Here is a 20,303-nt window from a genome sequence, read left to right as displayed (position 1 = left end):
TATCAAAATGTTGCAAATACTATTTATGACATATTTCGATTCCCATCACTCCACCGCCCCAATTTCCAACGTCCTATTAGTTCTCTCAGCACTGATCGCCGTGTGACATTTCCAGATGTTCATACCTGAATCTAGATCTTGATGGTTTGATACTACAAAAGGAGGGTGAGCTTTCTTACTCAACGATGGCGAACTTAAGCTTTACCAACTCAAGCTCGCCACTCAAAATGAAAGAGATCGTGCGGTATGCATAACTTACAATGGCATTAAGCAAAGTGCTGTAGCGGACATTACAAAATTGGTTTCATTGTAATTAAATCCAGAAACATACCAGCCGTTAGTGTTAACTGTAGGATCCCCCAAATCGGCTACAGGCCTCGACTCATGTATAAATACATCTTGATATGTTGGTGATGTATATCCTCCCCCTGTCAAGATACTTCCAGTTGGGCATGTGGCAACAACAGAACTATGTGAGTTACCATTCATAACTACCTGTGCAGTAGCTCTAAGTTGGCGAAATCCAGCAATGCCATCAGTTCCGCTATCCACTTCACATACGTAAGAACCATCAGCATTCGTAGAGTGCAAGAACTCTCCTGTTGGGCACTCTCTATTCATGTAACTTGAGTATCGATCTATGCTAATAGATAGCGAATGAACCTGCCCGATCAATGCATTGATTAAAGAATTGTTAGCATCAAGTTGTGATTCCAGACGACCGATTGAGTCAATTTGACTTTCAAGATTAGTAATCAAAATGTTGTTGGAATCAATTTGTGATTGAAGTGACAAGTCCCCTGCTTCCATTGCTAATCTGAGGTTAGTGTTTTCGGTTTCCAATGCATCAATCTGTGCTTGTAGATTATTTAGGTCTGAAACGGCTAACTGAAGCGCTCCAATAAGAAAACGGAGGTTATCAATTTGTGATTGCAGAGTTGAATCACCATTCGCCATGTCGATATAGAGTTGCTGAAGTTCTGTATTAAGGCGCGTTATCTCGCCCTGTAAATCGGTGATGTTACCTGCATTTGATTCGATTAATGCTTGTAAAGCGAGATCTCTAGCTTGTAACAAGACAATAGCGTCTTCCGTTGCTTCCAAAAGCTCTTCCATGCTGGATACTTTCTCTACAAGATCATCTATTTGATCTTGTAGAGAAAGTTGAACGGCTTCAATTACTTCAATTTGTTCACCGACGTATACAAAAGGCTTACCTTCCGGCGTAGTACCACCATTGACTTTGGCACTGCTTTTCCCAAAGGTTGGTGAAGCCATAATGCTCAGCGCTAATAGGCTTAATGCTCCGATGCCTAATTTACTATTCATACTCTTACCCTCTGACTTAGTTGTTTGATTGTTACAGACATATACGCAGCTAGCTGCTGTACAATAAAACGACTATAGAGATGCCGTGTATGCAACGTATGTCATTTTTGAGATGTTTTCAGAGGGTTTTAGGTGATAAGACTCGATAGCAAACTTATGCTACTGATAAAAATGAAACTTACGAAATAAAAATAACTGGTCTTACCTGAAAATTTAAATCTAAAGAATGATATTAGGATCCCACCGCCCCGAACACCAACAGCCCTATTAATCGTCTCTTTCACATACCACGATCCATATCACTACTTAAAAACAAATATCGACCAAAACGCCAAGAACAATGTGATTGGGCTATAAGCACAAATTTGAATATCTAATTTGTAATAATCACGATCAAGAATTAACCTACATCACGCAACCTAACTCTAAAATCTTTGGTCTAATGTACCGATAAAAAACTAGATCTTAAGAAAAAACTGCATAATTTTAGTATTAAAAGACAGCAGATTCGTCGAGTAAGCGTTATAAATACGGAGTGATATATGATTAATGGACAGTTACAAGTACCTAGACAATTTGTTCCACCAAAGCTAGGGGAAGCTATAAAATGTAATGATACTAATTACTTTATAGGGCAAGTTTTAGGACATGGTAATTTTGGGGTTGTTTATGAATGCTCCGATGAATGGAATAACCGATTGGTCGCCAAGGTGTTATCTCCAAATAACAAGCCTTATGAACAAGTTAGGTATGAATGGGAAAAAGAGCTAAACCATTTAAAAAACCTACGTCACCCCAATATCACATTTATGCATCAAGCCTTTGAATATAGGGATACTTTCTACATAATAGTTGAAAGGTGCGAGATAACTTTAATGCAACTGATTTCTCAATATGGTTTTAACGGAAATATATGGTTCCCTTATATTGCTAGAGATATTTTGCACGGCTTAGACTTCATACATAGCCATGGATATGTACATAAGGATTTGCATATGGAGAACATTTTTGTATCAAATCAGTACGATTTAATGGCTCCTCATAAAGCACCTGTTTGGAGTTTTAAAATTGCAGACTTTGGTATCACAAACTTAGAGGGTTTTGTTAGACAACCTAATACGTTGCTCGCTCAGTGGATGCTTGCTCCTGAGGTTTTAAATAGCCAAAGTTTTGGTCTAGTTGGACGTACAATGGATATATATCACGTAGCATTAATGCTTTTACAGGTTCTTGTAGGGAAGCCGCTAGACTTTTCTAATGCAGATGTTTTAGAAGGTTTACCTCGGCAAACCGCTGAGTCATTAAATTCACCATATAGTTATGCTCTTTCGAGAGCTTTGAGGCGTCACGTCAACGCGCGGACTTCAAGCGCAATCGAAATGTGGCGGGATATTAAGCGCTCAATCCCAAGTCAATATTTATAACACATATGAACCTTCAGCTTGCCAACACGTTTGGCTGCGTCAGTAGCCAATCCTTCTAGAACAACATTGCTTACCAAGCGCCACCACCAGATCTTTATTAAAAGTTTCTTTTAGATGCCATAGCAGGTCGTCGTGCTATCGTTCCCAAGAGGCCACATCGCGGTGACCAGACAAGAATGTAGATTTAGACGCGACGAACAATGTGGTTTGGTTATAGCTTTAGAACGTCAGATAATATACTCGAGACAATAAAAGCTAAAACTAGAGCAAATAGAATCCTCAAAGCTAGCGTACCACCTCCTCGCTCATTAGTATTAGTGTCTTGATTCACAGTTCGTTTTGGCCTAGAACCCCCCTACCTCCAGAGGCTTTATTTAGATTTCGAATACCCTTATAGTCAGTTGATGAGTATCGCTTTCTTCTTGCCATACTAACGTCCTTGATATCATTTAAAATAATCTACTAATAATATAAAACATCCTAGTTCAATTTTTGCACAAAAACACTTCCATGCTGGTTACCCAATCTCCCCTACCACTAGCTTCCGATTAATAGTCTCCTTTGCATACCAACGTCAATATCACTAATTAACCTGTAATAACCGTTAAAAACTCAAGAGTAAAAAATGTGAGCTATGTACTTTGTTGAATATTAATATTTAATGTAACTTGCAGTATTGACCTAAGAATATGCACTAGAGAGCTATTAAAATGTATACAGAAACATTCACTGCACATGTCCAATATGATGACTATCTAGGCACAGCTGCTGCTGATGATTCAGATAACGATAGCCTCATCACATGGTTGATAGCTGAAGGACATGCTGAAGATTCTGAGCATCTGGTCGGTGTCGAAATGTTCGTCAGTGACCTTGCTGTAGAAAGTGATGATGAACCAGTTTGGGTAAGCATCTTATTGGAGGATGAGAATGACGACTCAATAAGAAAGATAAGAGTCAATATGTCATTTGAGAGCTTCTTCTCATCTTTCAAAAGATTCAATTTGAAAATATCTCGTGGTGGAGAGTTAACGGATGAAGATGTGTCAGTAGATAACACCACAGAGCTTGACTAGCGTATCAACGCATTTAAGAGTGATGCTCAACATTTTTCACGCCATCGTGAGCTGGGGAGGTGAGATTGGATACTCAAGAATATTATAAGTATATAGATAACCCCCATCTAATATATCAGAATGAAAGAGCGCCAAAGACAGTGGAAGAATTGCGAGCCAGAATTGAAAAAGGTGAGCGTTGGTTCCAAGGCTTAACGTTGCCAAACCAAGATTTATCAAATTTTGATTTTTCTAATTTGAACTTATGCGGTGCTGATTTACATGGTTCAAATCTGACTGGGTGTAATTTTTGCCACGCTATATTACATAAAGCAGAGTTAAACAATTGTAATTTTACTGACGCAAACTTACCTGGCTGTGACTTCAGTGAGTCGAACCTCAGTTTTACCATTTTCCAAGAAGCTCGAGTAACTGACTGCAATTTTACTGAAGCGAAATTGGATCGTAGCGAATTTGTTGAGTCAGAACTAGAAGCATCGATCTTCAAGGATACTTGGCTTTTTGATTCAAAATTTATACGGTGTGATTTGACTGGAGTAACATATGAATCATGCTCGATTGACTATTGTAAGGTTTATGAGTGTAGCCTTTATGACACAAAGCTATTAGACATAGATCTTAAACCATTTTGTAACAATGTGCAGAACGAGGTCAGCAATTCTTATGTAGATTGGAAATCTGTCGCGCGTTCTCTATCACAACCTCAATTAAGTAACTTTTTAATATCAACAGGGATGCCAGAACTGGTTAGTCTCTACTTGATAGACTCTGTTAAAACATTAGACCCTGAGATGTTGTTTAAGCTTATGCAAAAAGTATTTATTAGTTATGGATCTCCCGATGCTGACTTCGCTAGGAATCTTAAGTCGGACTTAAATCGAAATGGAGTGCAAACTTGGTTTTTCGAAGATGATGCCGAATTTGGTCAAAAGCTTCATCAGATGATGAGGCAAAATATAGGCAAATATGATCGCGTGATTCTAATATGTTCAGAGCAATCTCTAACGCGTAATGGTGTGTTGAATGAAATCGAACAAGCTCTTGCTAAAGAAGCGAGAGAAGGTGGCTCAAGTCGAATATTACCTTTAGCAACGGATAATTTTGTGTTCTCCGAACAGTTCAAGTATACGGACGTAGGCCAAGAATTAAATGATCGCGTGATAGGCGACTTTTCCAATGCAGATAACTACGAAAAAAACCTTCTACGCCTGTTATCAACGCTAAGAATAAATAAGCCTGATTCACTAGGTGTGTATGATGACATCACTCCTAATTAGCCATACTGCTTTTGTCCGTTGTTAGACAGTAGTAATAGTTTGGCTGCGCCAGCAGCCAAATCAGTTCGAAACCGCACCTCACCCCAACGCCCCAACCACCAACGCCCGATTAATAGTCTCTTTCACATGCCAGAGCTGATCGCCGTGTTGGTGTTCCCAGGTGTTCATATCGCGGTGCAGTTCTTGGTGGTGTTCATTACATAACGGGAAGGTAAACATATCCGAAGCCTTACTTCCCATCTTCCCTTCGCCATGGCCTATTAGATGATGGGCTATGCTAGCCGTTTTACCACATACGCGACAGGGTAACTTACGGACGAACGAAAGGTACTTCTCGCTCTCCCATCGAATTGGCTTCGGCTTTCTCAGATACATCGCTGGTGGATCGTCATCGATGACCAGTTTTAGAACTGGCTTTGCTAGTCGTTTGAGCTGGTCACGCTGACTTTCGACAACGTACCTGGCATCAGTGTCCACTCTGCCCTTAACACCTACTCGCTTAGCCGTAGCCTCTCGTTTGAACTGACGATCTATAACGGATTGAGGAAGCAGATCATACACACCATTTCGTACCGCCCACCAGCATAGGTCTACATCTGTAATCTGCTTTTGGTACCCATGTAACTGGCGAGACACTGCTTGCAGGCCGTGGATGACACTGTTCATTCGAGCAATGTGAAAGTAAAGATTTGGATCACTGTCCCCTTGGAGATCATGATGCCAGCATAACCTTACCGCGCCTTCGCCTGTTTTCCGTGTCTTCAAGTTGTGGTCACAGTAACCCGAGTCCTTTAACTGGCATTCGTTGATTGAATCCACAAACTGATGCGTTGGGCCAATTCTGCTTTGCACTTCCTCGTGTGAGAAAAATGCCACTAGACTCGAATCCGTAGGCTTTAAGGCCTGTCTCTCTTCTGGCACCAATTGCTGTGCGGGTGACACTAAGCCAATCTTACCGTCCACCAGCAATGACTTTAACGATTGAGTATTCGGTGTCAGTGCGATCACTGCAGCGTTAAGAGTCGGCACAATATCGATATCTACCTTAATCACGTAGTGCCTCCTCAATCATCTGTATTGCTAACCCCTTTTTAATCATATCTCCGGTAAAGCGCAAAACCGTCCAACCTCTCAATGCTGCCGTGTTATATTTCTCACAATCTGCTTCAAAACCTTTCGCTCGATTATGACGACCATTACTCCAAGTCCCACCTTCTACTTCGATAGCCAGCTGCTGATCGGGATAGGCAAAGTCAAAACGCCATCTGCGTGTCTCGTGAAATCGATACTCAGACACGGGTACTTCCAACTTCAATGCTCTTATATGTTGCAATAACAACTTCTCTAACTGACTCACGCTGCCACCGCCTTCAAATGACCTGTTTCCAGCAACTTTTTACGAAGCCAGATTTCCCCCTTTCCGGTAATCAATGCTGTGTGGCTGATCCGAGTTTGGGAGTTTGTTTCGTAAGTGTCCTGCTTCACCGTAAAGTAACCACGTTCTACAAACTCCTGATACGGCAAGTTGTAAGAGTCACCACGGCTCATAAAGATCTTTAACTCTCGAAGTACACGGAAAATAGTGACAGGCCCCAGACCTACTGTTTTAGCAAACTGACCAAGCTTCACGCCTTTATCCGCTCCAGCAATAGCATCCGCAAACTCTGCTTTTGGCGCTGCGATAGCTAATGCCTGGTTCTTTTCTTCCAGTTCCTTAGCTTGGTTAGCGGCTAGCTGCAATGCTTCAGCATACGTTGTCGGTATAGATGGTTTACCTGCGCTTTCCAACTCATCCCAACGCTTAATAATGGAATGACGTAACTTGATGTTGTAACCAGAAACCAACGTCAACGTGAGCTCGCGATTCAAGTGATATTGAGTGTACTGATTACCTTTATGCCAAAACTGGGAACCCTCCAAATTTGGATGGTTCAACTCAGCCACCATTCGTTCAATATCTCGTTTAACGTGAGAGTGTTGCTTACCTGTCAGTTCCGCAATCTCTCGACTACTCATTGTCATCTCTGTTTGGGCGCTGATACTTAACATTCGACTCCCTCCGCTAACCAGTATTTACTCGAGAACCCCGTCAGTTCACTACTCTCATGCCGGACATCCACACCAGAACGGCGAGCCGCCTTAACCAATCTAACTAAGTCACAAACGTGAATACCTAATTCATCACACAGCTCGCTCGGAGACCAAAGCCGACGACGAGATTTCATTACATCAACCAAATCCTTTTTACTTGCCATTCTCGCCCCCCTACACCGCCTCTAGGTTCGCAACACGCTCCAATAACTCTCTGCGCTTAGCCGACAAATCTGTGATCTTTCGCTTTGATGGTTCCACTTCATGTTGAGGTCGCTTAGCATCAATCAAGTACAACATGCGCTGATTTTCTGAGTTGATAGAGCTCTCTAGCAAAGCGACTTCGCGCTGAATCACGGTTACTTCGTCCTGAGTAGCCACTGAGGAATCACCTTGCTGTGGTGGTAGATAACGCCCCTTGTCTTGCTCTCTGCCAAGCCAACCTTGAATAAACTTCTCAATACCCTGCTTGGTTTTCCGCTTACGAGGATTGGCATCGCACCAAGCGATCATTTTTTTCAGCTCAGCACGAACATTCACTGCACCAAACAAATCCGAATAGCGGTCGATGTCTGGTTGAGTTACTCCATGAAACTGCCCTTTCCTGTTCAAAGGAATTTCAAACAGTGCTGGTTCGGCTTCGAGCGGTTCGCTTGGAGCAAGATCTTTACTTGATGGTTCTATTGGTGGATCTATTGGTGGTTTATAGCCGGATTCCGACCTACCCCCAGTCGGAATTTGACCTACCCCCTCTGGTTGTTTCGTCTGTTCGAGTTTCGAACGTTCGACTTTTGAACAGACGAAATTCGACTGTTCAAAATCTGTCTGTTCATCTGCTTTCTTCTTCAAAAGCATCACAGGCAACTGGTACTGATTATTCGAACGGACTAAGCGACCTGTATCCGCCTTTTTGAATTGGTTCTTTTTGAATAACCATCCGGCAGCTTCCAATTTCTTAAGTGTCGATTTAACGGTGGTAGGTGAAACACCAGACTTACGAGCAATGGTATCGATAGACGGCCAACAAAGGCCGCTATCATCCGCATGGTCAGCTAGGCAAAGCATCACCAACTTATCAGAACCTTTAAAACTCGGAATGTCCCAAACGTAGCTCATTACCTTAACTGACATTATTCCACCTCTTCTTTCTTCAACGTCCAGAACGCAGGGCGCTTAATACGGTTTCCTCTATCCCAACAAATCCATGCATACTCAGAGTTATCGCTTCCACCATGAACAAAGCATGGTCTCGGTGTTAGGATCAGTAGGTTTGTCCAAGGGAAAGAACGCCAGAAATCTGCACGACCTTTGCTGCCCAACATAGAGAGGCGAAGCAAGAAGCACATGGTGCCGTCATGCCGTAGGTCGCGGGTCATAGCCGTTGCGATAAACTCCAACGCCAAACTAAAAGGTGGATTAGTAATGATCACATCTGCAGACATGTCTTTTTTAGGGTTTAGGTAATCAATACCTTCGGCCAGCTCCGCATACTTGATAGTGTGTCCACCTGGTAGCTCGTTCGTTACACGGCCATCACCACGGCAAGGCTCAGAGATAACATCACCCTCGCGAAACTCGATGCAGTCCAATAAGGCTTTCACACACCAAGAAGGTGTTGGATAGAAATCTCGCTCGATACGTTCTTTAGCCACGGAGTATCCCCTTATAAACAGCAGTTACGTAAATGCGCTTTGCTTCAAACAAGTCTGCTAATTCATCATGGGTGAGAATGATGCTCTGCCCCTTCTCCACCTTGTAAAACTGGTTTTGGTGGTACCACAATGAATAATTGAGTGTTATTCTTTCCATCACTCCTCCGTGATCTTTGCTGGTGACTGAGTGAGCTGTGATTGTTCCTCGCGAGAATCATCACAACCCGGCTTTAGACCGTTGCCGCGGTTTAAAGCCACTTCCTCATCTATTACTCGTAATCGACGTTCGCACTTTGCTTTCAACAGCTGGATTTGCTCACGTTCGTAAGCTTCTGAAGATTGGCCTTGCGCCACCATTAGCTTTGCCGAGCTGCAGGTGATGTCTGCCATCTGTGAAACGGTTTGCCAAAATATTTCTGTCTTCATACAACCTCCGCATACAACGCATCGAGCTTCAGCATGAAGGCTTCGAAAGTCGCGTGGTATTCCACTTTCAATTGAGCGATGAGCGCACGTTCGCGAGCATCAAACACACCATCTGCTTTTGCTTCTTCAATGGTTTTATCCAAAAGCCCTTTCACAGCATTAAGGTGTAAGTGGCAATCGAACATATCCACGGTATCCAGCTCAGCGACATCAGGCTGCTCTACCACCATGCAATTAACACGGTTAGCAAAGTACTCTGCTACATATGGGGTGTTGGTTAGCTCAGCCATTTCCACCAGCTCATCAACACTAAAAAAGCGAGAACCCTTCTTCTCGTATAGGTGATTGTTAAAACTGTCGATCGACATACCAAGAACGGCAGCAACCGCCTCTTTACCACCAGTGACGCCTGCAATGGTTTTATTCACCATCTCTTTCTTATTCACCATTTGCTCCTTTGATTGGTGGTTTAACTTCTTGCCCTTCTGTTCCACAATCTTCTTGCGGATCAGGGAATACATCTTCGAACTTGCAATCAGCCCCCAATGAATTCAAAGCGTTCACAATTCGCCAACCAAGGACGGTATCAACCGTTCTATTCCCATTTTCATAATGATTAACAGCGCTTTGGGATACGCCTACCTTTTTTGCAAGAGCTTGTTGTGTAACTCCTAGCTCACCACGAATAGCTTTTAAATTCGACATAATGCCCCCTTAACAAGAATAAATATTACATTATGGAATTTATTTAAACAACAAATATTACGATATGGATATTCATCTAGTTATTACAATGAGTAATAATCTTTAACTATGAAAATGAATTGGAATGACCTAGTAAAAGCTAGGATGAAAGAAGTTGGAATCACTCAGAACGCTCTTGCAGAAATGATGGGAGTATCTCAGAGTGCGATAGCTCATTGGCTCAGCAAAAACAGAGAGCCAAGTATCGAGAACGTTGCTGCCATTATGAAGTGTGTTGGCTTAACTCATATGACGCTTGATTCGGAAGGTTTTATTGACTACCCAGATGACAGCATTGCCAATGTAACGAAACTCGATATACAACCTACCTACCAAAAGTCCTTCCCTGTCCTTAGTTCAGTTCAAGCAGGGCAATGGCACGAAGCCATCGAGCCCTATTCAATAGAAGAAATCAGCGAGTGGTACCCTACAACAGAGCGTTGCAGTGAACGATGCTTCTGGTTGACTGTTCAAGGTGATTCAATGACATCACCAACAGGAGTGAGCTTCCCTGAGGGGACTATGGTGCTGGTGGACACTGAAGTCGACGCAGAGAACGGTAAGCTGGTGGTTGCAAAACTCACTGACGTAAACGAAGCTACTTTCAAAAAATTCATTGTCGATAGTGGCCAGAAGTATTTAAAGGCTCTTAATCCAGCGTTTCCGATTCTGCCAATCAATGGCAACTGTAAGATTATCGGTGTTGTGGTCGACGCTAAACTCAAACTCTTTTAAGGAGCAGTAATGAACGTAGTAAAAATTCTTCTCGCATTCGTGATGCTTGGAATTGTAGCTATCCTCTCGTTTCTATTTGGTATAGCTGGATTTGTCGTGGCACTAGGCATGTCGATTGTTATGTCAATGATGCTTTCTAGAATGGAAAGGGAAAAGCTCGAAAAGCAACGACATGAAGAACTGCTAGAAGCAAGCAGAAGTAATCGTCAATCAGATTAAAAATCTACGAATAAAACCCTCTATGTTGAAAAGGACTTTAACATGAAACTGTTGCCAGCATTGCTTATTGACCTGGTTACCTTTAATACTAGCGCTTCATTTCGTATCCAACAAATACGGTTTGTTCGTTGGCGAAACGGAAGTCAAAGCTAGCTGCACTAAAATAATATAAATCGACAAATTCCTAAACCGCCATCCTGGCGGTTTTTTTACACCTAGAGTAAATTACGCACGACAATTCCATTTTGTAATTGACCGTTAAATTCCATTATGTAATATTATTCTCATTCCAGTTGGTTAACTAACTACTGAAGCGAGGAAATCACATGTCTAACCAAGAAGCAGGAAACCTCAGTCTTGAGGACCGCACTACTAACTTCCCAAAACTGATGCAGGAATTGGACGGCGGCGTTGTCTCCAATGTCGTCGGTTTGGCGTTATCTAACGTTGCCCGAGCTGTGTCCTACAGCGATAAGCAGGGAAACGTGAAGATGGATCTAAAGCTTAAACCTATGGGCACCAACAACGAGATGGTCGAAATCACCGTCAACATGTCGGTAAAAGAGCCAAAAGCCGGATTCGGTACCAAGTCAGAAGACTTCCAATACACCTCGATCGCGTATGTAGGCAAAGGCGGCAAACTTACCTACGACCGACCAAAAGAAGATATTCACGGCCAAGCCGTTATTGAAGAAGGCATGCTGCGAGAAGTACGCAGCTAACCCACTCCACCAGCAACTCACTCAAAGAGAGAATAGATAAATGGATAAATCAGCAATCCAACAGATCCAAGAATCAGCGAATGCTCCGCAGTTTTTAAAACAGTTAGAGAAAGCGGGATTCCCTGTTGCCGCCCTACCTGAATCCTTCGATTTGCATGACTTGGAGAAGTTCATGCCAAACCGCAATTATTTCCGCGGCACAATGAAGACGGCAAATATCGACGAGTTTGTGCGTTACCACGAAGAGTACCAAACCGAAGGCAATCAGTGCTTTATCAATGCGGAACGTATGGCTGCAGTAACTATTTTTGACCTTGGTACTCATAACTTCCCTGGGCACTGCAAACACCAAGCAAACTTGACTCTACGCCGTACCGCAGCGTTTAACGCCCTTCTAAACATTGACGAAGAACGCCTTGGACAAAAGAAACTGGCTGAGTGGGTCGAAGACTACAGTGAGTTTGTTCAGGTCTTCTCTACTACTGGGGAGGTCATTGAAAACTCTGTTGCGTCTGCAGCTATTCGCAATATGAAGTTTGAAGCGAAAGCTGGGCGTGAATCCAATGTAGATGACTTCAGCCATCACCAATCTGAATACGAGTCTGTTGCGGTTCGCACCAAGGAAGAGTTCCCAATGCCTGCGGTGTTTAAGTTCACGTGTGTGCCTTACTTAGGTTTGGCTGAACGCACCTTTGAACTGCGCATGAGCACGATAGGTAATGAAACTCTAGTCCTTCGTATCAAGAAGCTGGAACAACACGAAGAAGAGATGGGCGAAGAGTTCCAAACCAAGCTTCAAGCGTGCTTTAAAAACGGTGAGATCGAAATTGATACCTTCATTGGCTCATTCAGCTCTTAACTAATATTGACGCCCTCTTTTAAAGGGGGCGTATCTTGCGAGGAAATATCCATGGCGGCAACCATTGATACTCAATTCGGGCAGGTCACGACATCGGCCCCTTACTTTAGTCACCAGCTAGGATGTGAGGTGATCAACTTAACTCTGATAAAACCAGAGAACGAGAGCAACGGCTGGGGCATCAGCAAAGAATGTCCTTCCAATGTCTCGCTCACCAATCAATTTCTAAACATGTTCGCCAGAGATGCAGCACAAGTAATGTAAGGATTTCGCGATGAGCATGACACAAGAAGAGATCAACAGAGCGGTTGATGGTGTGATGGAACTTCGCCCAACTGGTACGCGTTTACCAAAAGAGCAACCCAAGGACTCAGCCGTCAAACAACGAATGAATGATGTGCAGTTTGAGCAGGAACTAGCAGCAATTATGGAAAATGAACCCGTGTTAGGTTCCGCTTTCTATTTTTGTAATCAGGACGTAACGAAAGGTGGTCGTAAGAACCTGAACTTCAATCGATATCCTGGTGGAGTGAAGTAATGGCCCTCATTAACTTACATTATCTGTCACTACTTCGCTGCTATTAACACGTCAACCACCAAATTAAGAAGAGCAAGGTGGTTGCCCTGCTCTTCTCTCAATTCAACTATATAGGAGTTTACCGATGAGAACATTTACGGTGATTCAATTAGAACCGAGCCGTTGGGTGAAAGAGGATCTTCTGATTGATTTAACAGGCATGTCTACCAATGAAATCAAAGACTATCGTCAGTTCCGTTGGATTGAAGGCGTTCACTTTAAAAAAGCATCCGGTAAGAGTAGTGGTGGTGGCAAAAGTTTTAAATATGACCGTGTTGCCATTGATGAGTTTTCAGCAAGAGAAAGGGTTGCGTAATGAACACACCAGAAGGTGTAGAGATCCGCGGTAAGTCTATCCGCATTAGTTTTACTTACCGGGAGATGCGTTGTCGGGAGACACTAAAAGGTTGGGAAGTCACCAAAGGCAACCTCAAAAAAGCAGGTCATCTACGCGCATCTATACTTTCTGAAATTTCATTAGGCACATTTGATTACTTATCTCGCTTTCCAACATCAAAGAAAGCACAACTCTTTGCTACTCCAGAACAGCGTGGTAAGAACCTGACCGTTCGCGAGTTGTTTGATGACTATATTCAATTGAAGAAAACGACTATGGCTTCGCAGTCACTCTATGTATTGAGTACTACCGCAAGAGCATGCTGCTTGTTTGTTGGTGAGGAACGTACTATCTCCACCATCACGATTATGGATGCACTAAAGTGCCAAAAGTTAATGGTCGACTCCCCTACTCGCAATGGAAGACCACGAAGCGCAAAGACGATCAATAATATGATCAAACTGATGCGCCGATGTTTTGATTTAGCAGTGAAATCAAAATTTATCGATGACAACCCATTTCTGCATGTTGAGTTACTAAGTGGTGGCTCTGGTGAACCAGATCCATTAGAACTGGAAGAATTCCACCAGCTAATAGAATCAACGACAAACTTACAGCAGCGGAATATGTTCACCTTAGCCATTTACACTGGCATGCGAACTGGTGAACTTTGTGCGTTAGCCTGGGAAGATGTTGATCTTGATAAAGGGACAATCGAGGTTACTCGCAACGTTACGATTGAACGCAAATTCACAACACCCAAGAATAAGAAGTCAGAGCGAACTATTCACTTACTTGAACCTGCTCTCCTTGCCCTTAAATCTCAAAGAGAGCTAACTATGTTTAGCCCGGTGAGAGATATTTTTGTGGAAGTAAAAGGTTCAAACACCTATCGCCAGGAAAGCGTTCGATTCGTATTTATTCCAGAACGTCGTAACGGTCAAGCACCTAGCGAGACCTATAAAACGACAACATATAATCGTCTATGGTCACGCGCGCTTAAACGAGCGGGCATTCGCCATCGCTGCTCATATCAATCTCGACATACCTACGCTTGTTGGTTGATCACCAAAGGGGCAAACCTGTCCTTTATCGCCGAGCAGATGGGGCACAAGAGCACAATGATGTTGGAACGAGTTTACGGCAGGTTCATGAAGTCACACTCGCATGAGCAGATCGAGTATTTAAATGGGATCATGGCTTCAAATAAATAAGGTGTACTAATTCAGACCTGATCTGACAGATTGTCCTTAATCGGTTCTGCTCCATTGTGTTTTAGTTAGAACTATTAATTACGCGAAGCGTATGAAGCCATGAGATACATTTTCTACATTAGCGCCCAGTCTAGTAATATTTTAACGTGACAACTATTCTGCTACGGAGGATATTTCCAATTGTCCGTTTGTATACTATCATTTCTCTGTCACTTAGCTTTAAGTTAGAACTAGCGAAAGGCGTTCTTTAAACGTCAATAAGTGGTATTCGCGAGACTTGAAGACTTTTCATTAACATGAAAACTTCATAGGCACTTGTATGAAATCCTTACCACTATACACATTTACCTTCGTGTTGCTTGCAGCACTCACTTTCTTTTCCTATCAAACTTACGCTAATCCACTGCGTATAAAACCTGTATATCAAGAAAGCATGGCTTGGTGTTGGGCTGCAGTGAGTGAGATGGTCCTAACATATTATAGAGTTCCAACCGTTAATCAAACAGTTAGTTACCAATGTGGCATCGTCAATACATTGGGTGGACCTTGCTTTGTCAGCTGCGGGTATTGCATTACCACTATTGGCAATACAATGAATATGTCCCGAGTCCTAAATAACTATCAACAAATTATCAGAAATTTTAATCGATCAAGCTTCAGAGCATTTTCAGTAAAACCTGTGGGCCGAATTTCTGTTCGTGACATAAAAAAGAATATAAACCAGAAAAACCCTGTGATTGTTGGCATTTCACCCAGTGGAATGGGAGCAGTATATCCACCTGGAATGAGTGAGCATGTCGCTCTTATCATTGGATATAGAGAGCAGGCGAACAATCTATGGCTCAAAATCAATGATCCAATGCCTTACCTTTCTTTTGGCTTTGATCCTTATTTGAGGGCTGGCGGTAAAATTGATTCTAATGGCTCTCACTGGATCACATATCAGCAGTTGGTAAATCACCTAGGATACAAAGATACAATTTTGGTCTCTCGACTTGATTAAGTGGGTAGAGAAACATGGATACCAAATCATCAGAGGTTTCAACTCTTGAGCAACGTGTTCAAGAGCTAGAGCGTCAAGTAAACAATAGTAATAAAAATCTATTGAGCAAGATTTCTCTTTGGGGAGGGATACTCGCATTGACCATGTCGATTATGATCGCATGTTTTCAACTTTACGAATTCACGATCATCAAAACCCGTGAGTCGCTAGAAAAGAAATCAAGTACTCTTACGTCCTACATACGGAGAGTTACAGAAATTAATACCGCTCTATCGAAGAAAGCTCTATTGGCTGATAATCCAGAAAAAATGGCTCAGCTCGCTATAGAAAGTAAAATAATCAATGGTGAGAAAATGTCTGTTGTGCGTCTAGCAACAAACCTATTGGATGATAATCCAGAGATCGGGCGTTTTCCATTTTATCTAACTCTCTCTTACGAGTTGCTGTCACAAGGTGACAATATTGCAGCACTTAAAATGGCTCGACTGGCATTTCAAACAAGTCGCACTAGTTGGGAAAAGATGGAATCGATGAGATATATGGCATACATAACATTTGTTCCGGGCAGTACGCAGAACATACCCGCAGCTCGGGAATTATTCCAGGAGGCTATCGAGCTAGCAATATCAGAGAATAACCATGTGAAGCACCAGCTTATAGCAAACTCCTATGCCAACTGGATTAGTGCTGAGGTTTTGTTTGGATCATGTGAAAAAGCTAAAAATACACTATCCGATTTCAGTCAACTCATGATTGCTAGTGAAGCCACTCCCATCCTAAAAAACACTCTCATCGAAGTTGGGTTTAGCACCAGAGGACAGAATCGTTGTAATAATATCCTGAGTAACTTCTAGTCTTTACCACAACGAAAATGAAACCTTGGAAGTAGGATATAATTGTCCCAAAATGAGTTGTGAACGATATTTGAACGAATAGTGGACTTCTAATTTTGGATTACTTAAGCGAATGGCTCGTAAAGGGTATGCTTACTTTTCAATGGCTAGCTCAATATCATTTATGAACTCTGTACTGCAGAGTTCATAAACAATAAATAATTGAAAAGGAAATAGGCAAACCGATCTTAAACTAGGCTACTACTATTAAAATCGTGATAACACCTAGAAGAATATTCAATTTTAGTTAAATTAATAAATTCTTTTTTCAAAAATTAGGGAACCTATCTCATCGCCAATTGTAGGAATGGATTCGATAACCTCTGCTAGATTATCTTTTAACTCTTGATGTAAATCAAGGCACGCCGCATGGTATATATCTTGTGATTTTGGACCAAATACAGGCTCACCCTCACCATCATCTAGGTCGTTGTCGTAACGTTGTTCAATTATGTTATCTTTCAACTGTTCTAGATCTAGCTCACTGTCGATAAGTTGGTTAGTGATACCGTGCCACAGTTCTTCAACATACTCACAAAAGAAATGAATTTCATGCAAGTCGCAGGAAATAAAGCACGCGTATTCTTGTATAAAGTCGATAAGTTCTTCTACTGGATAATCAACTATCAGTGAATGCAGCTCTACTAAATCGTCGTAACCAAAGTAGTCAAGTTTATCAATTGAAACAATATCAAGTTCTACAACCAAGAAGGCCGACATTACCTCTTCAAGCAAAGATCTAATGGTTACCTCTATTTCTTTCTCTTTAGCTAGATGTTTTTCAATAGTATCGTTAGGCGATAAAGGCGGAAGCTTTAGTTTGCTACAAGTTATAAAAAGCTGTTTAAAATAATCGCATTTCTTTAGATGTAGAGTTACTGCATCTTTGGTGTTGGCAAGCCGTTCAAAAACTTGTTCGGCTACACCTTGGGCATTGCCAGTAAAGTGGCAAATTAATTCGTGATTACGAAAGTTATCTTTTAGCGTAGTACCATCAGATTTTGTCAGTAATTTATCTTCAGTCAAGCCGTCTGCAGTTTGACTGAGATTCATTGAACCAATCATCAGGTTGTCATCAAACTGAAGTAATTTTATATGGTTATCGGTCGTCACGATTACTTCAATACTAGCGGACTCAGAGAGCTCTTCAAAGAGTGGCCTAAAAGCACCAATTAATTTATTTATATCCTTAGTGCCATATTTGACATTAGGGTTGTTCCCTGACTCGTCAATAAAATTGAAAGCGACTTTTAGACTTAAGTTAGGTGCGGCTTCTTTTACTAGATGCAGAAAAGATTGAGAAAACCCTTTGCCCACTCTATACGTAATAGCGATAATCTGTTCAGAGGCAACTTTAGAAATAACTTCACTAGAATCAAAATTTTTATGACGAAAAAGTATCCTTTCCAACTTTAGTTCGCCAAAATCAATCTCAGTGAAGCTCAAAGGCAGGGCTTCAAGTTCACTAGGCATATTCTCGGTTTCAGTGTATTCAAGTGATTCTAAATAGCGTTTTATTTGGGACATTATTGAAGCTTAATATTAAAAAGTTATTCTTATTATCCTATGGCCAGCACCTAAATAACAAGACAAAGGTTATAGTTAGTAATATCAACTCTATAATAATAGGTCTTGCTATTTGCCTGCCTGAGTTTTACAGATTTGAGTTAATCTATCTTTTGCATATTTAGCAAAGTCACTGACACGTTTCTGTTCAATTGTGAGTTATGATACCAGTAGTTCGACAGTACGACCTAGTCATGGCTAACCAGCTGATGTATAAAATCGAGTACGAGTTACTACAATTAATGCTCAAATCTTCACACGCGAACTTTAATCCGTATAACCATGAATAATTCTGAATTGTCCCACCAGCGCCCCACTTACGTCGGGGCGTGATACCAACCAGTAAAAACAATCACTTATAGAGTGGGTGTATATACCACCCAGATTTATACTCACGTTATCGAGCGCGGGGCTGGCGGCGTGTTGAGTCCATTATCCAGCCTTTAGAAAAACAAAGCCACCTCGAAAAGGTGGCTTGCTGTATAACTCGTTATTGACGAACACCGAGTTTCACATTGCCTTTTGAATCAAACCAAAGCGCTTGTGAACGGCGACGTCCAATCAATATTGGACCATCATCATAAAAGAGAAAGTTCTTCCAATGCTTTTTAAAAATCGACCATTTAGTTTCGATGACATTGTACTTCTCGTAGCAAAAGTAAACGGTCACATCGTCTTGCCAATCGATATGTGCTTCTACTTCCGCTGGCATGTCCGGATCATCCAACTCCCACGCAGCCATCCAATCAACGACTTCAGACCAGTTCGCCTCATTCATTGGCCAATCTTGGGAGCTAAGTCGATCCATATCAGGGCTTTGAGCACTAATATTTTCTTTCCAAAATTGTGCTGAACGAGCTTGGCTCATCGGCTTAATAAAAGCCAAATCTTCTTTTGGCACAGGCATCGACTGATGCGTAAAAATCCATTTTCTTTGGTATTCATCCAAAGGCAAATAAGACATTCAGTCTCCTTTATTACGATTTCAGCCAACCTTTCTCTGTGGCTTCTTCTATCAACTCTTTCGCTTTGCCCCATAAGGTAACAGAGCCAAATTCAATTCGTTTATTAATGGTAAGTGCTTGTTCACGAGAGACGCCATGCTCCTTCCAACTCTGACCATTATTATGGTAGTTCAAGAGCATTGGAATTAACCGATCGAGTGCTTTTGCATACTTAGCATCATCGGTCTGCGCGGCTTCAAATTCATGCCAAAGCGCCAATAGCTCTTGCTCCTGATCGCTGGGTAACATACCAAACAAGCGCTCTGCGGCTCTAATTTCTTTTTCTGCTTGCTCTTGAGACGCAGCAGTATCATAAACAAAGGTATCGCCCGCGTCGATCTCTACTACGTCATGTATCAATAACATTTTCATCACTCGGCAAATATCAACTGGTGCATTCGCATGCTCTTCCATCAATATTGCCATCAGTGCGACATGCCAACTATGCTCACCACTATTTTCGAGACGCCCTTCAGCACTTTTAACTCGGGTTCGGCGCAAAATACTTTTGAGTTTATCGAGCTCGATTACAAGTGCTAATTGCTTTTCCAATCGCTCCATACTATCGCCCTTCTGGTTGCCAATTCGGATTAATAAGTGACGTTAGAACGTGGTCTTGCCATTCACCATTAATCAAAAGGTAATCTTTTGCATACCCTTCTCGGTTGAACCCTACATGCTCTAGCACAGCTTCACTACGTTTGTTGTGAGGCATGTAGCCGGCTTGAATACGATGTAACTTCTGCACGTTAAACATGTAGTCGCAAGCCAGGGTTAATCCACGACGCATATAACCATGCCCTTGCGCTTTTTCAGCGAGAGAGTATCCGACGTTACAAGAATAAAAAGGGAAACGACTCAAATTACTAAAGGATATCGTACCTAGCATTTCACCCGAAGAGGCTCTGACCAAGAGGCAATAATACCCCAACCCCATTCGATGCAGCTCATTGAGCTTGATAAGCTTTTGCAACCAACCGTTAACTGAGAAAAAAGCCTCTTCACGTTTCGGCTCAAACGGTTTCAGGTATTCTCGGTTCGCTTGAAAATACTCGGCAATCATATCTGCGTCACCGATTTCAGCGGTACGAAGAAGCAAGTCACCGTCCAACTTATGAACGGCGATAGATGAGCTGTTATCTTCCATTACAAATG

General features: G+C 42.1%; 27 protein-coding genes. 13 read left to right on the top strand and 14 right to left on the bottom strand.

All coding sequences use genetic code 11. The features are described 5' to 3' along the window. Nucleotides 1-255: 255 nt before the first annotated feature. On the bottom strand, nucleotides 256-1,329 hold the full coding sequence (locus MTR11_RS21750) for a hypothetical protein (RefSeq protein ID WP_243328380.1): 1,074 nt from the start codon (nucleotides 1,327-1,329) through the stop codon (nucleotides 256-258). Nucleotides 1,330-1,871: 542 nt separating this feature from the next. Between MTR11_RS21750 and MTR11_RS21745 the strand changes: the two genes are divergently transcribed. The 3 genes from MTR11_RS21745 to MTR11_RS21735 all read left to right on the top strand — a co-directional run bounded on the left by MTR11_RS21745 (nucleotide 1,872) and on the right by MTR11_RS21735 (nucleotide 5,106). Then, nucleotides 1,872-2,753 carry a protein kinase domain-containing protein gene (locus MTR11_RS21745; protein ID WP_243328379.1) on the top strand — a complete coding sequence of 294 codons (882 nt, stop codon included), beginning with the start codon at nucleotides 1,872-1,874 and terminating at the stop codon, nucleotides 2,751-2,753. A gap of 710 nt (nucleotides 2,754-3,463) precedes the next feature. Continuing rightward, a complete protein-coding gene (locus tag MTR11_RS21740; RefSeq protein WP_243328378.1) occupies nucleotides 3,464-3,829 on the top strand; it encodes a hypothetical protein in 366 nt (121 codons plus the stop codon). 65 nt (nucleotides 3,830-3,894) lie between these two features. Next, the gene (locus MTR11_RS21735; RefSeq protein ID WP_243328377.1) at nucleotides 3,895-5,106 is read left to right on the top strand and encodes a toll/interleukin-1 receptor domain-containing protein; all 1,212 of its coding nucleotides are present in this window, start codon (nucleotides 3,895-3,897) and stop codon (nucleotides 5,104-5,106) included. Between the two features lie 78 nt (nucleotides 5,107-5,184). Here the strand turns inward: MTR11_RS21735 and MTR11_RS21730 are convergent, their stop codons facing one another. The 9 genes from MTR11_RS21730 to MTR11_RS21690 all read right to left on the bottom strand — a co-directional run bounded on the left by MTR11_RS21730 (nucleotide 5,185) and on the right by MTR11_RS21690 (nucleotide 9,980). Then, nucleotides 5,185-6,159: a DUF968 domain-containing protein gene (locus MTR11_RS21730; RefSeq protein WP_243328376.1), complete on the bottom strand. Its 975-nt coding sequence runs from the start codon at nucleotides 6,157-6,159 to the stop codon at nucleotides 5,185-5,187. Beyond that, nucleotides 6,152-6,463: an endonuclease domain-containing protein gene (locus MTR11_RS21725; RefSeq protein WP_319941539.1), complete on the bottom strand. Its 312-nt coding sequence runs from the start codon at nucleotides 6,461-6,463 to the stop codon at nucleotides 6,152-6,154. The genes MTR11_RS21730 and MTR11_RS21725 overlap by 8 nt, the downstream gene beginning before the upstream one ends. Further along, nucleotides 6,460-7,155: a phage antirepressor KilAC domain-containing protein gene (locus MTR11_RS21720; RefSeq protein WP_243328374.1), complete on the bottom strand. Its 696-nt coding sequence runs from the start codon at nucleotides 7,153-7,155 to the stop codon at nucleotides 6,460-6,462. The genes MTR11_RS21725 and MTR11_RS21720 overlap by 4 nt, the downstream gene beginning before the upstream one ends. Next, nucleotides 7,149-7,361, bottom strand: coding sequence for a hypothetical protein (locus tag MTR11_RS21715; protein ID WP_005376941.1), 213 nt, complete (start codon nucleotides 7,359-7,361; stop codon nucleotides 7,149-7,151). Before MTR11_RS21715 ends, MTR11_RS21720 begins: the two co-directional genes overlap by 7 nt. 10 nt (nucleotides 7,362-7,371) lie before the next feature. Then, nucleotides 7,372-8,328, bottom strand: a complete 957-nt coding sequence (locus MTR11_RS21710; protein ID WP_243328373.1) for a helix-turn-helix domain-containing protein — start codon at nucleotides 8,326-8,328, stop codon at nucleotides 7,372-7,374. Beyond that, nucleotides 8,328-8,849, bottom strand: a complete 522-nt coding sequence (locus MTR11_RS21705) for a DNA methyltransferase (RefSeq protein ID WP_140144393.1) — start codon at nucleotides 8,847-8,849, stop codon at nucleotides 8,328-8,330. The genes MTR11_RS21710 and MTR11_RS21705 overlap by 1 nt, the downstream gene beginning before the upstream one ends. 156 nt (nucleotides 8,850-9,005) lie before the next feature. Next, nucleotides 9,006-9,275 carry a hypothetical protein gene (locus MTR11_RS21700; protein WP_193293645.1) on the bottom strand — a complete coding sequence of 90 codons (270 nt, stop codon included), beginning with the start codon at nucleotides 9,273-9,275 and terminating at the stop codon, nucleotides 9,006-9,008. Beyond that, nucleotides 9,272-9,724: a YmfL family putative regulatory protein gene (locus tag MTR11_RS21695; RefSeq protein ID WP_243328372.1), complete on the bottom strand. Its 453-nt coding sequence runs from the start codon at nucleotides 9,722-9,724 to the stop codon at nucleotides 9,272-9,274. The genes MTR11_RS21700 and MTR11_RS21695 overlap by 4 nt, the downstream gene beginning before the upstream one ends. Beyond that, a complete protein-coding gene (locus MTR11_RS21690; RefSeq protein ID WP_172563578.1) occupies nucleotides 9,714-9,980 on the bottom strand; it encodes a helix-turn-helix transcriptional regulator in 267 nt (88 codons plus the stop codon). Before MTR11_RS21690 ends, MTR11_RS21695 begins: the two co-directional genes overlap by 11 nt. 108 nt (nucleotides 9,981-10,088) lie before the next feature. On the opposite strand from MTR11_RS21690, the gene MTR11_RS21685 reads away from it, so the two are divergent. The 10 genes from MTR11_RS21685 to MTR11_RS21640 all read left to right on the top strand — a co-directional run bounded on the left by MTR11_RS21685 (nucleotide 10,089) and on the right by MTR11_RS21640 (nucleotide 16,539). Further along, nucleotides 10,089-10,754 carry a LexA family protein gene (locus tag MTR11_RS21685; RefSeq protein ID WP_243328371.1) on the top strand — a complete coding sequence of 222 codons (666 nt, stop codon included), beginning with the start codon at nucleotides 10,089-10,091 and terminating at the stop codon, nucleotides 10,752-10,754. A 9-nt stretch (nucleotides 10,755-10,763) separates the two neighbouring features. After that, nucleotides 10,764-10,973 (top strand): hypothetical protein, encoded by a 210-nt coding sequence (locus MTR11_RS21680; RefSeq protein ID WP_047104239.1) that lies wholly within the window; start codon nucleotides 10,764-10,766, stop codon nucleotides 10,971-10,973. Nucleotides 10,974-11,299: 326 nt separating this feature from the next. After that, entirely contained in the window at nucleotides 11,300-11,695 is a 396-nt protein-coding gene (locus MTR11_RS21675) for a hypothetical protein (RefSeq protein WP_172563576.1), read from the top strand. Nucleotides 11,696-11,735: 40 nt separating this feature from the next. Continuing rightward, complete coding sequence (locus MTR11_RS21670; RefSeq protein WP_243328370.1) at nucleotides 11,736-12,554, top strand: DUF2303 family protein; 819 nt, start codon at nucleotides 11,736-11,738, stop codon at nucleotides 12,552-12,554. Nucleotides 12,555-12,605: 51 nt separating this feature from the next. Continuing rightward, complete coding sequence (locus tag MTR11_RS21665; protein WP_005376930.1) at nucleotides 12,606-12,818, top strand: hypothetical protein; 213 nt, start codon at nucleotides 12,606-12,608, stop codon at nucleotides 12,816-12,818. 10 nt (nucleotides 12,819-12,828) lie between these two features. After that, complete coding sequence (locus tag MTR11_RS21660) at nucleotides 12,829-13,092, top strand: hypothetical protein (RefSeq protein WP_140087543.1); 264 nt, start codon at nucleotides 12,829-12,831, stop codon at nucleotides 13,090-13,092. A gap of 124 nt (nucleotides 13,093-13,216) precedes the next feature. Further along, nucleotides 13,217-13,447, top strand: coding sequence for an excisionase family protein (gene xisR, locus MTR11_RS21655; RefSeq protein WP_047104247.1), 231 nt, complete (start codon nucleotides 13,217-13,219; stop codon nucleotides 13,445-13,447). After that, nucleotides 13,447-14,682: a site-specific integrase gene (locus MTR11_RS21650; protein WP_243328369.1), complete on the top strand. Its 1,236-nt coding sequence runs from the start codon at nucleotides 13,447-13,449 to the stop codon at nucleotides 14,680-14,682. Before xisR ends, MTR11_RS21650 begins: the two co-directional genes overlap by 1 nt. A 319-nt stretch (nucleotides 14,683-15,001) precedes the next feature. Beyond that, nucleotides 15,002-15,685 (top strand): papain-like cysteine protease family protein, encoded by a 684-nt coding sequence (locus tag MTR11_RS21645; RefSeq protein WP_243328368.1) that lies wholly within the window; start codon nucleotides 15,002-15,004, stop codon nucleotides 15,683-15,685. A 14-nt stretch (nucleotides 15,686-15,699) separates the two neighbouring features. Beyond that, nucleotides 15,700-16,539 carry a hypothetical protein gene (locus tag MTR11_RS21640; RefSeq protein WP_243328367.1) on the top strand — a complete coding sequence of 280 codons (840 nt, stop codon included), beginning with the start codon at nucleotides 15,700-15,702 and terminating at the stop codon, nucleotides 16,537-16,539. A 291-nt stretch (nucleotides 16,540-16,830) separates the two neighbouring features. Here MTR11_RS21640 and MTR11_RS21635 read toward each other — a convergent pair whose 3' ends face one another. The 4 genes from MTR11_RS21635 to rimJ all read right to left on the bottom strand — a co-directional run bounded on the left by MTR11_RS21635 (nucleotide 16,831) and on the right by rimJ (nucleotide 20,295). Continuing rightward, on the bottom strand, nucleotides 16,831-18,105 hold the full coding sequence (locus tag MTR11_RS21635; RefSeq protein ID WP_243328366.1) for a hypothetical protein: 1,275 nt from the start codon (nucleotides 18,103-18,105) through the stop codon (nucleotides 16,831-16,833). A 529-nt stretch (nucleotides 18,106-18,634) separates the two neighbouring features. After that, a complete protein-coding gene (locus MTR11_RS21630) occupies nucleotides 18,635-19,108 on the bottom strand; it encodes a DUF2947 domain-containing protein (protein WP_046876177.1) in 474 nt (157 codons plus the stop codon). A gap of 13 nt (nucleotides 19,109-19,121) precedes the next feature. Then, nucleotides 19,122-19,709 carry an HD domain-containing protein gene (locus MTR11_RS21625; protein ID WP_170903013.1) on the bottom strand — a complete coding sequence of 196 codons (588 nt, stop codon included), beginning with the start codon at nucleotides 19,707-19,709 and terminating at the stop codon, nucleotides 19,122-19,124. A gap of 1 nt (nucleotide 19,710) precedes the next feature. Next, on the bottom strand, nucleotides 19,711-20,295 hold the full coding sequence (gene rimJ, locus MTR11_RS21620; protein ID WP_243328365.1) for a ribosomal protein S5-alanine N-acetyltransferase: 585 nt from the start codon (nucleotides 20,293-20,295) through the stop codon (nucleotides 19,711-19,713). Nucleotides 20,296-20,303 lie beyond the last annotated feature (8 nt).

Source organism: Vibrio sp. CCB-PB317, from assembly GCF_022808245.1.
GTDB classification, from domain to species: Bacteria; Pseudomonadota; Gammaproteobacteria; order Enterobacterales; family Vibrionaceae; genus Vibrio; species Vibrio diabolicus.
This window is presented reverse-complemented; position numbering and strand designations above follow the sequence as displayed.

Bases quoted from the DNA above. Each gene is read 5' to 3' on its own strand.
- MTR11_RS21750 (WP_243328380.1), bottom strand. From the start codon at position 1,329: ATGAATAGTAAATTAGGCATCGGAGCATTAAGCCTATTAGCGCTGAGC.
- MTR11_RS21745 (WP_243328379.1), top strand. From the start codon at position 1,872: ATGATTAATGGACAGTTACAAGTACCTAGACAATTTGTTCCACCAAAG.
- MTR11_RS21740 (WP_243328378.1), top strand. From the start codon at position 3,464: ATGTATACAGAAACATTCACTGCACATGTCCAATATGATGACTATCTA.
- MTR11_RS21720 (WP_243328374.1), bottom strand. From the start codon at position 7,155: ATGTTAAGTATCAGCGCCCAAACAGAGATGACAATGAGTAGTCGAGAG.
- MTR11_RS21715 (WP_005376941.1), bottom strand. From the start codon at position 7,361: ATGGCAAGTAAAAAGGATTTGGTTGATGTAATGAAATCTCGTCGTCGG.
- MTR11_RS21710 (WP_243328373.1), bottom strand. From the start codon at position 8,328: ATGTCAGTTAAGGTAATGAGCTACGTTTGGGACATTCCGAGTTTTAAA.
- MTR11_RS21700 (WP_193293645.1), bottom strand. From the start codon at position 9,275: ATGAAGACAGAAATATTTTGGCAAACCGTTTCACAGATGGCAGACATC.
- MTR11_RS21695 (WP_243328372.1), bottom strand. From the start codon at position 9,724: ATGGTGAATAAGAAAGAGATGGTGAATAAAACCATTGCAGGCGTCACT.
- MTR11_RS21690 (WP_172563578.1), bottom strand. From the start codon at position 9,980: ATGTCGAATTTAAAAGCTATTCGTGGTGAGCTAGGAGTTACACAACAA.
- MTR11_RS21685 (WP_243328371.1), top strand. From the start codon at position 10,089: ATGAAAATGAATTGGAATGACCTAGTAAAAGCTAGGATGAAAGAAGTT.
- MTR11_RS21680 (WP_047104239.1), top strand. From the start codon at position 10,764: ATGAACGTAGTAAAAATTCTTCTCGCATTCGTGATGCTTGGAATTGTA.
- MTR11_RS21675 (WP_172563576.1), top strand. From the start codon at position 11,300: ATGTCTAACCAAGAAGCAGGAAACCTCAGTCTTGAGGACCGCACTACT.
- MTR11_RS21670 (WP_243328370.1), top strand. From the start codon at position 11,736: ATGGATAAATCAGCAATCCAACAGATCCAAGAATCAGCGAATGCTCCG.
- MTR11_RS21665 (WP_005376930.1), top strand. From the start codon at position 12,606: ATGGCGGCAACCATTGATACTCAATTCGGGCAGGTCACGACATCGGCC.
- MTR11_RS21660 (WP_140087543.1), top strand. From the start codon at position 12,829: ATGAGCATGACACAAGAAGAGATCAACAGAGCGGTTGATGGTGTGATG.
- xisR (WP_047104247.1), top strand. From the start codon at position 13,217: ATGAGAACATTTACGGTGATTCAATTAGAACCGAGCCGTTGGGTGAAA.
- MTR11_RS21650 (WP_243328369.1), top strand. From the start codon at position 13,447: ATGAACACACCAGAAGGTGTAGAGATCCGCGGTAAGTCTATCCGCATT.
- MTR11_RS21645 (WP_243328368.1), top strand. From the start codon at position 15,002: ATGAAATCCTTACCACTATACACATTTACCTTCGTGTTGCTTGCAGCA.
- MTR11_RS21640 (WP_243328367.1), top strand. From the start codon at position 15,700: ATGGATACCAAATCATCAGAGGTTTCAACTCTTGAGCAACGTGTTCAA.
- MTR11_RS21635 (WP_243328366.1), bottom strand. From the start codon at position 18,105: ATGTCCCAAATAAAACGCTATTTAGAATCACTTGAATACACTGAAACC.
- MTR11_RS21630 (WP_046876177.1), bottom strand. From the start codon at position 19,108: ATGTCTTATTTGCCTTTGGATGAATACCAAAGAAAATGGATTTTTACG.
- MTR11_RS21625 (WP_170903013.1), bottom strand. From the start codon at position 19,709: ATGGAGCGATTGGAAAAGCAATTAGCACTTGTAATCGAGCTCGATAAA.
- rimJ (WP_243328365.1), bottom strand. From the start codon at position 20,295: ATGGAAGATAACAGCTCATCTATCGCCGTTCATAAGTTGGACGGTGAC.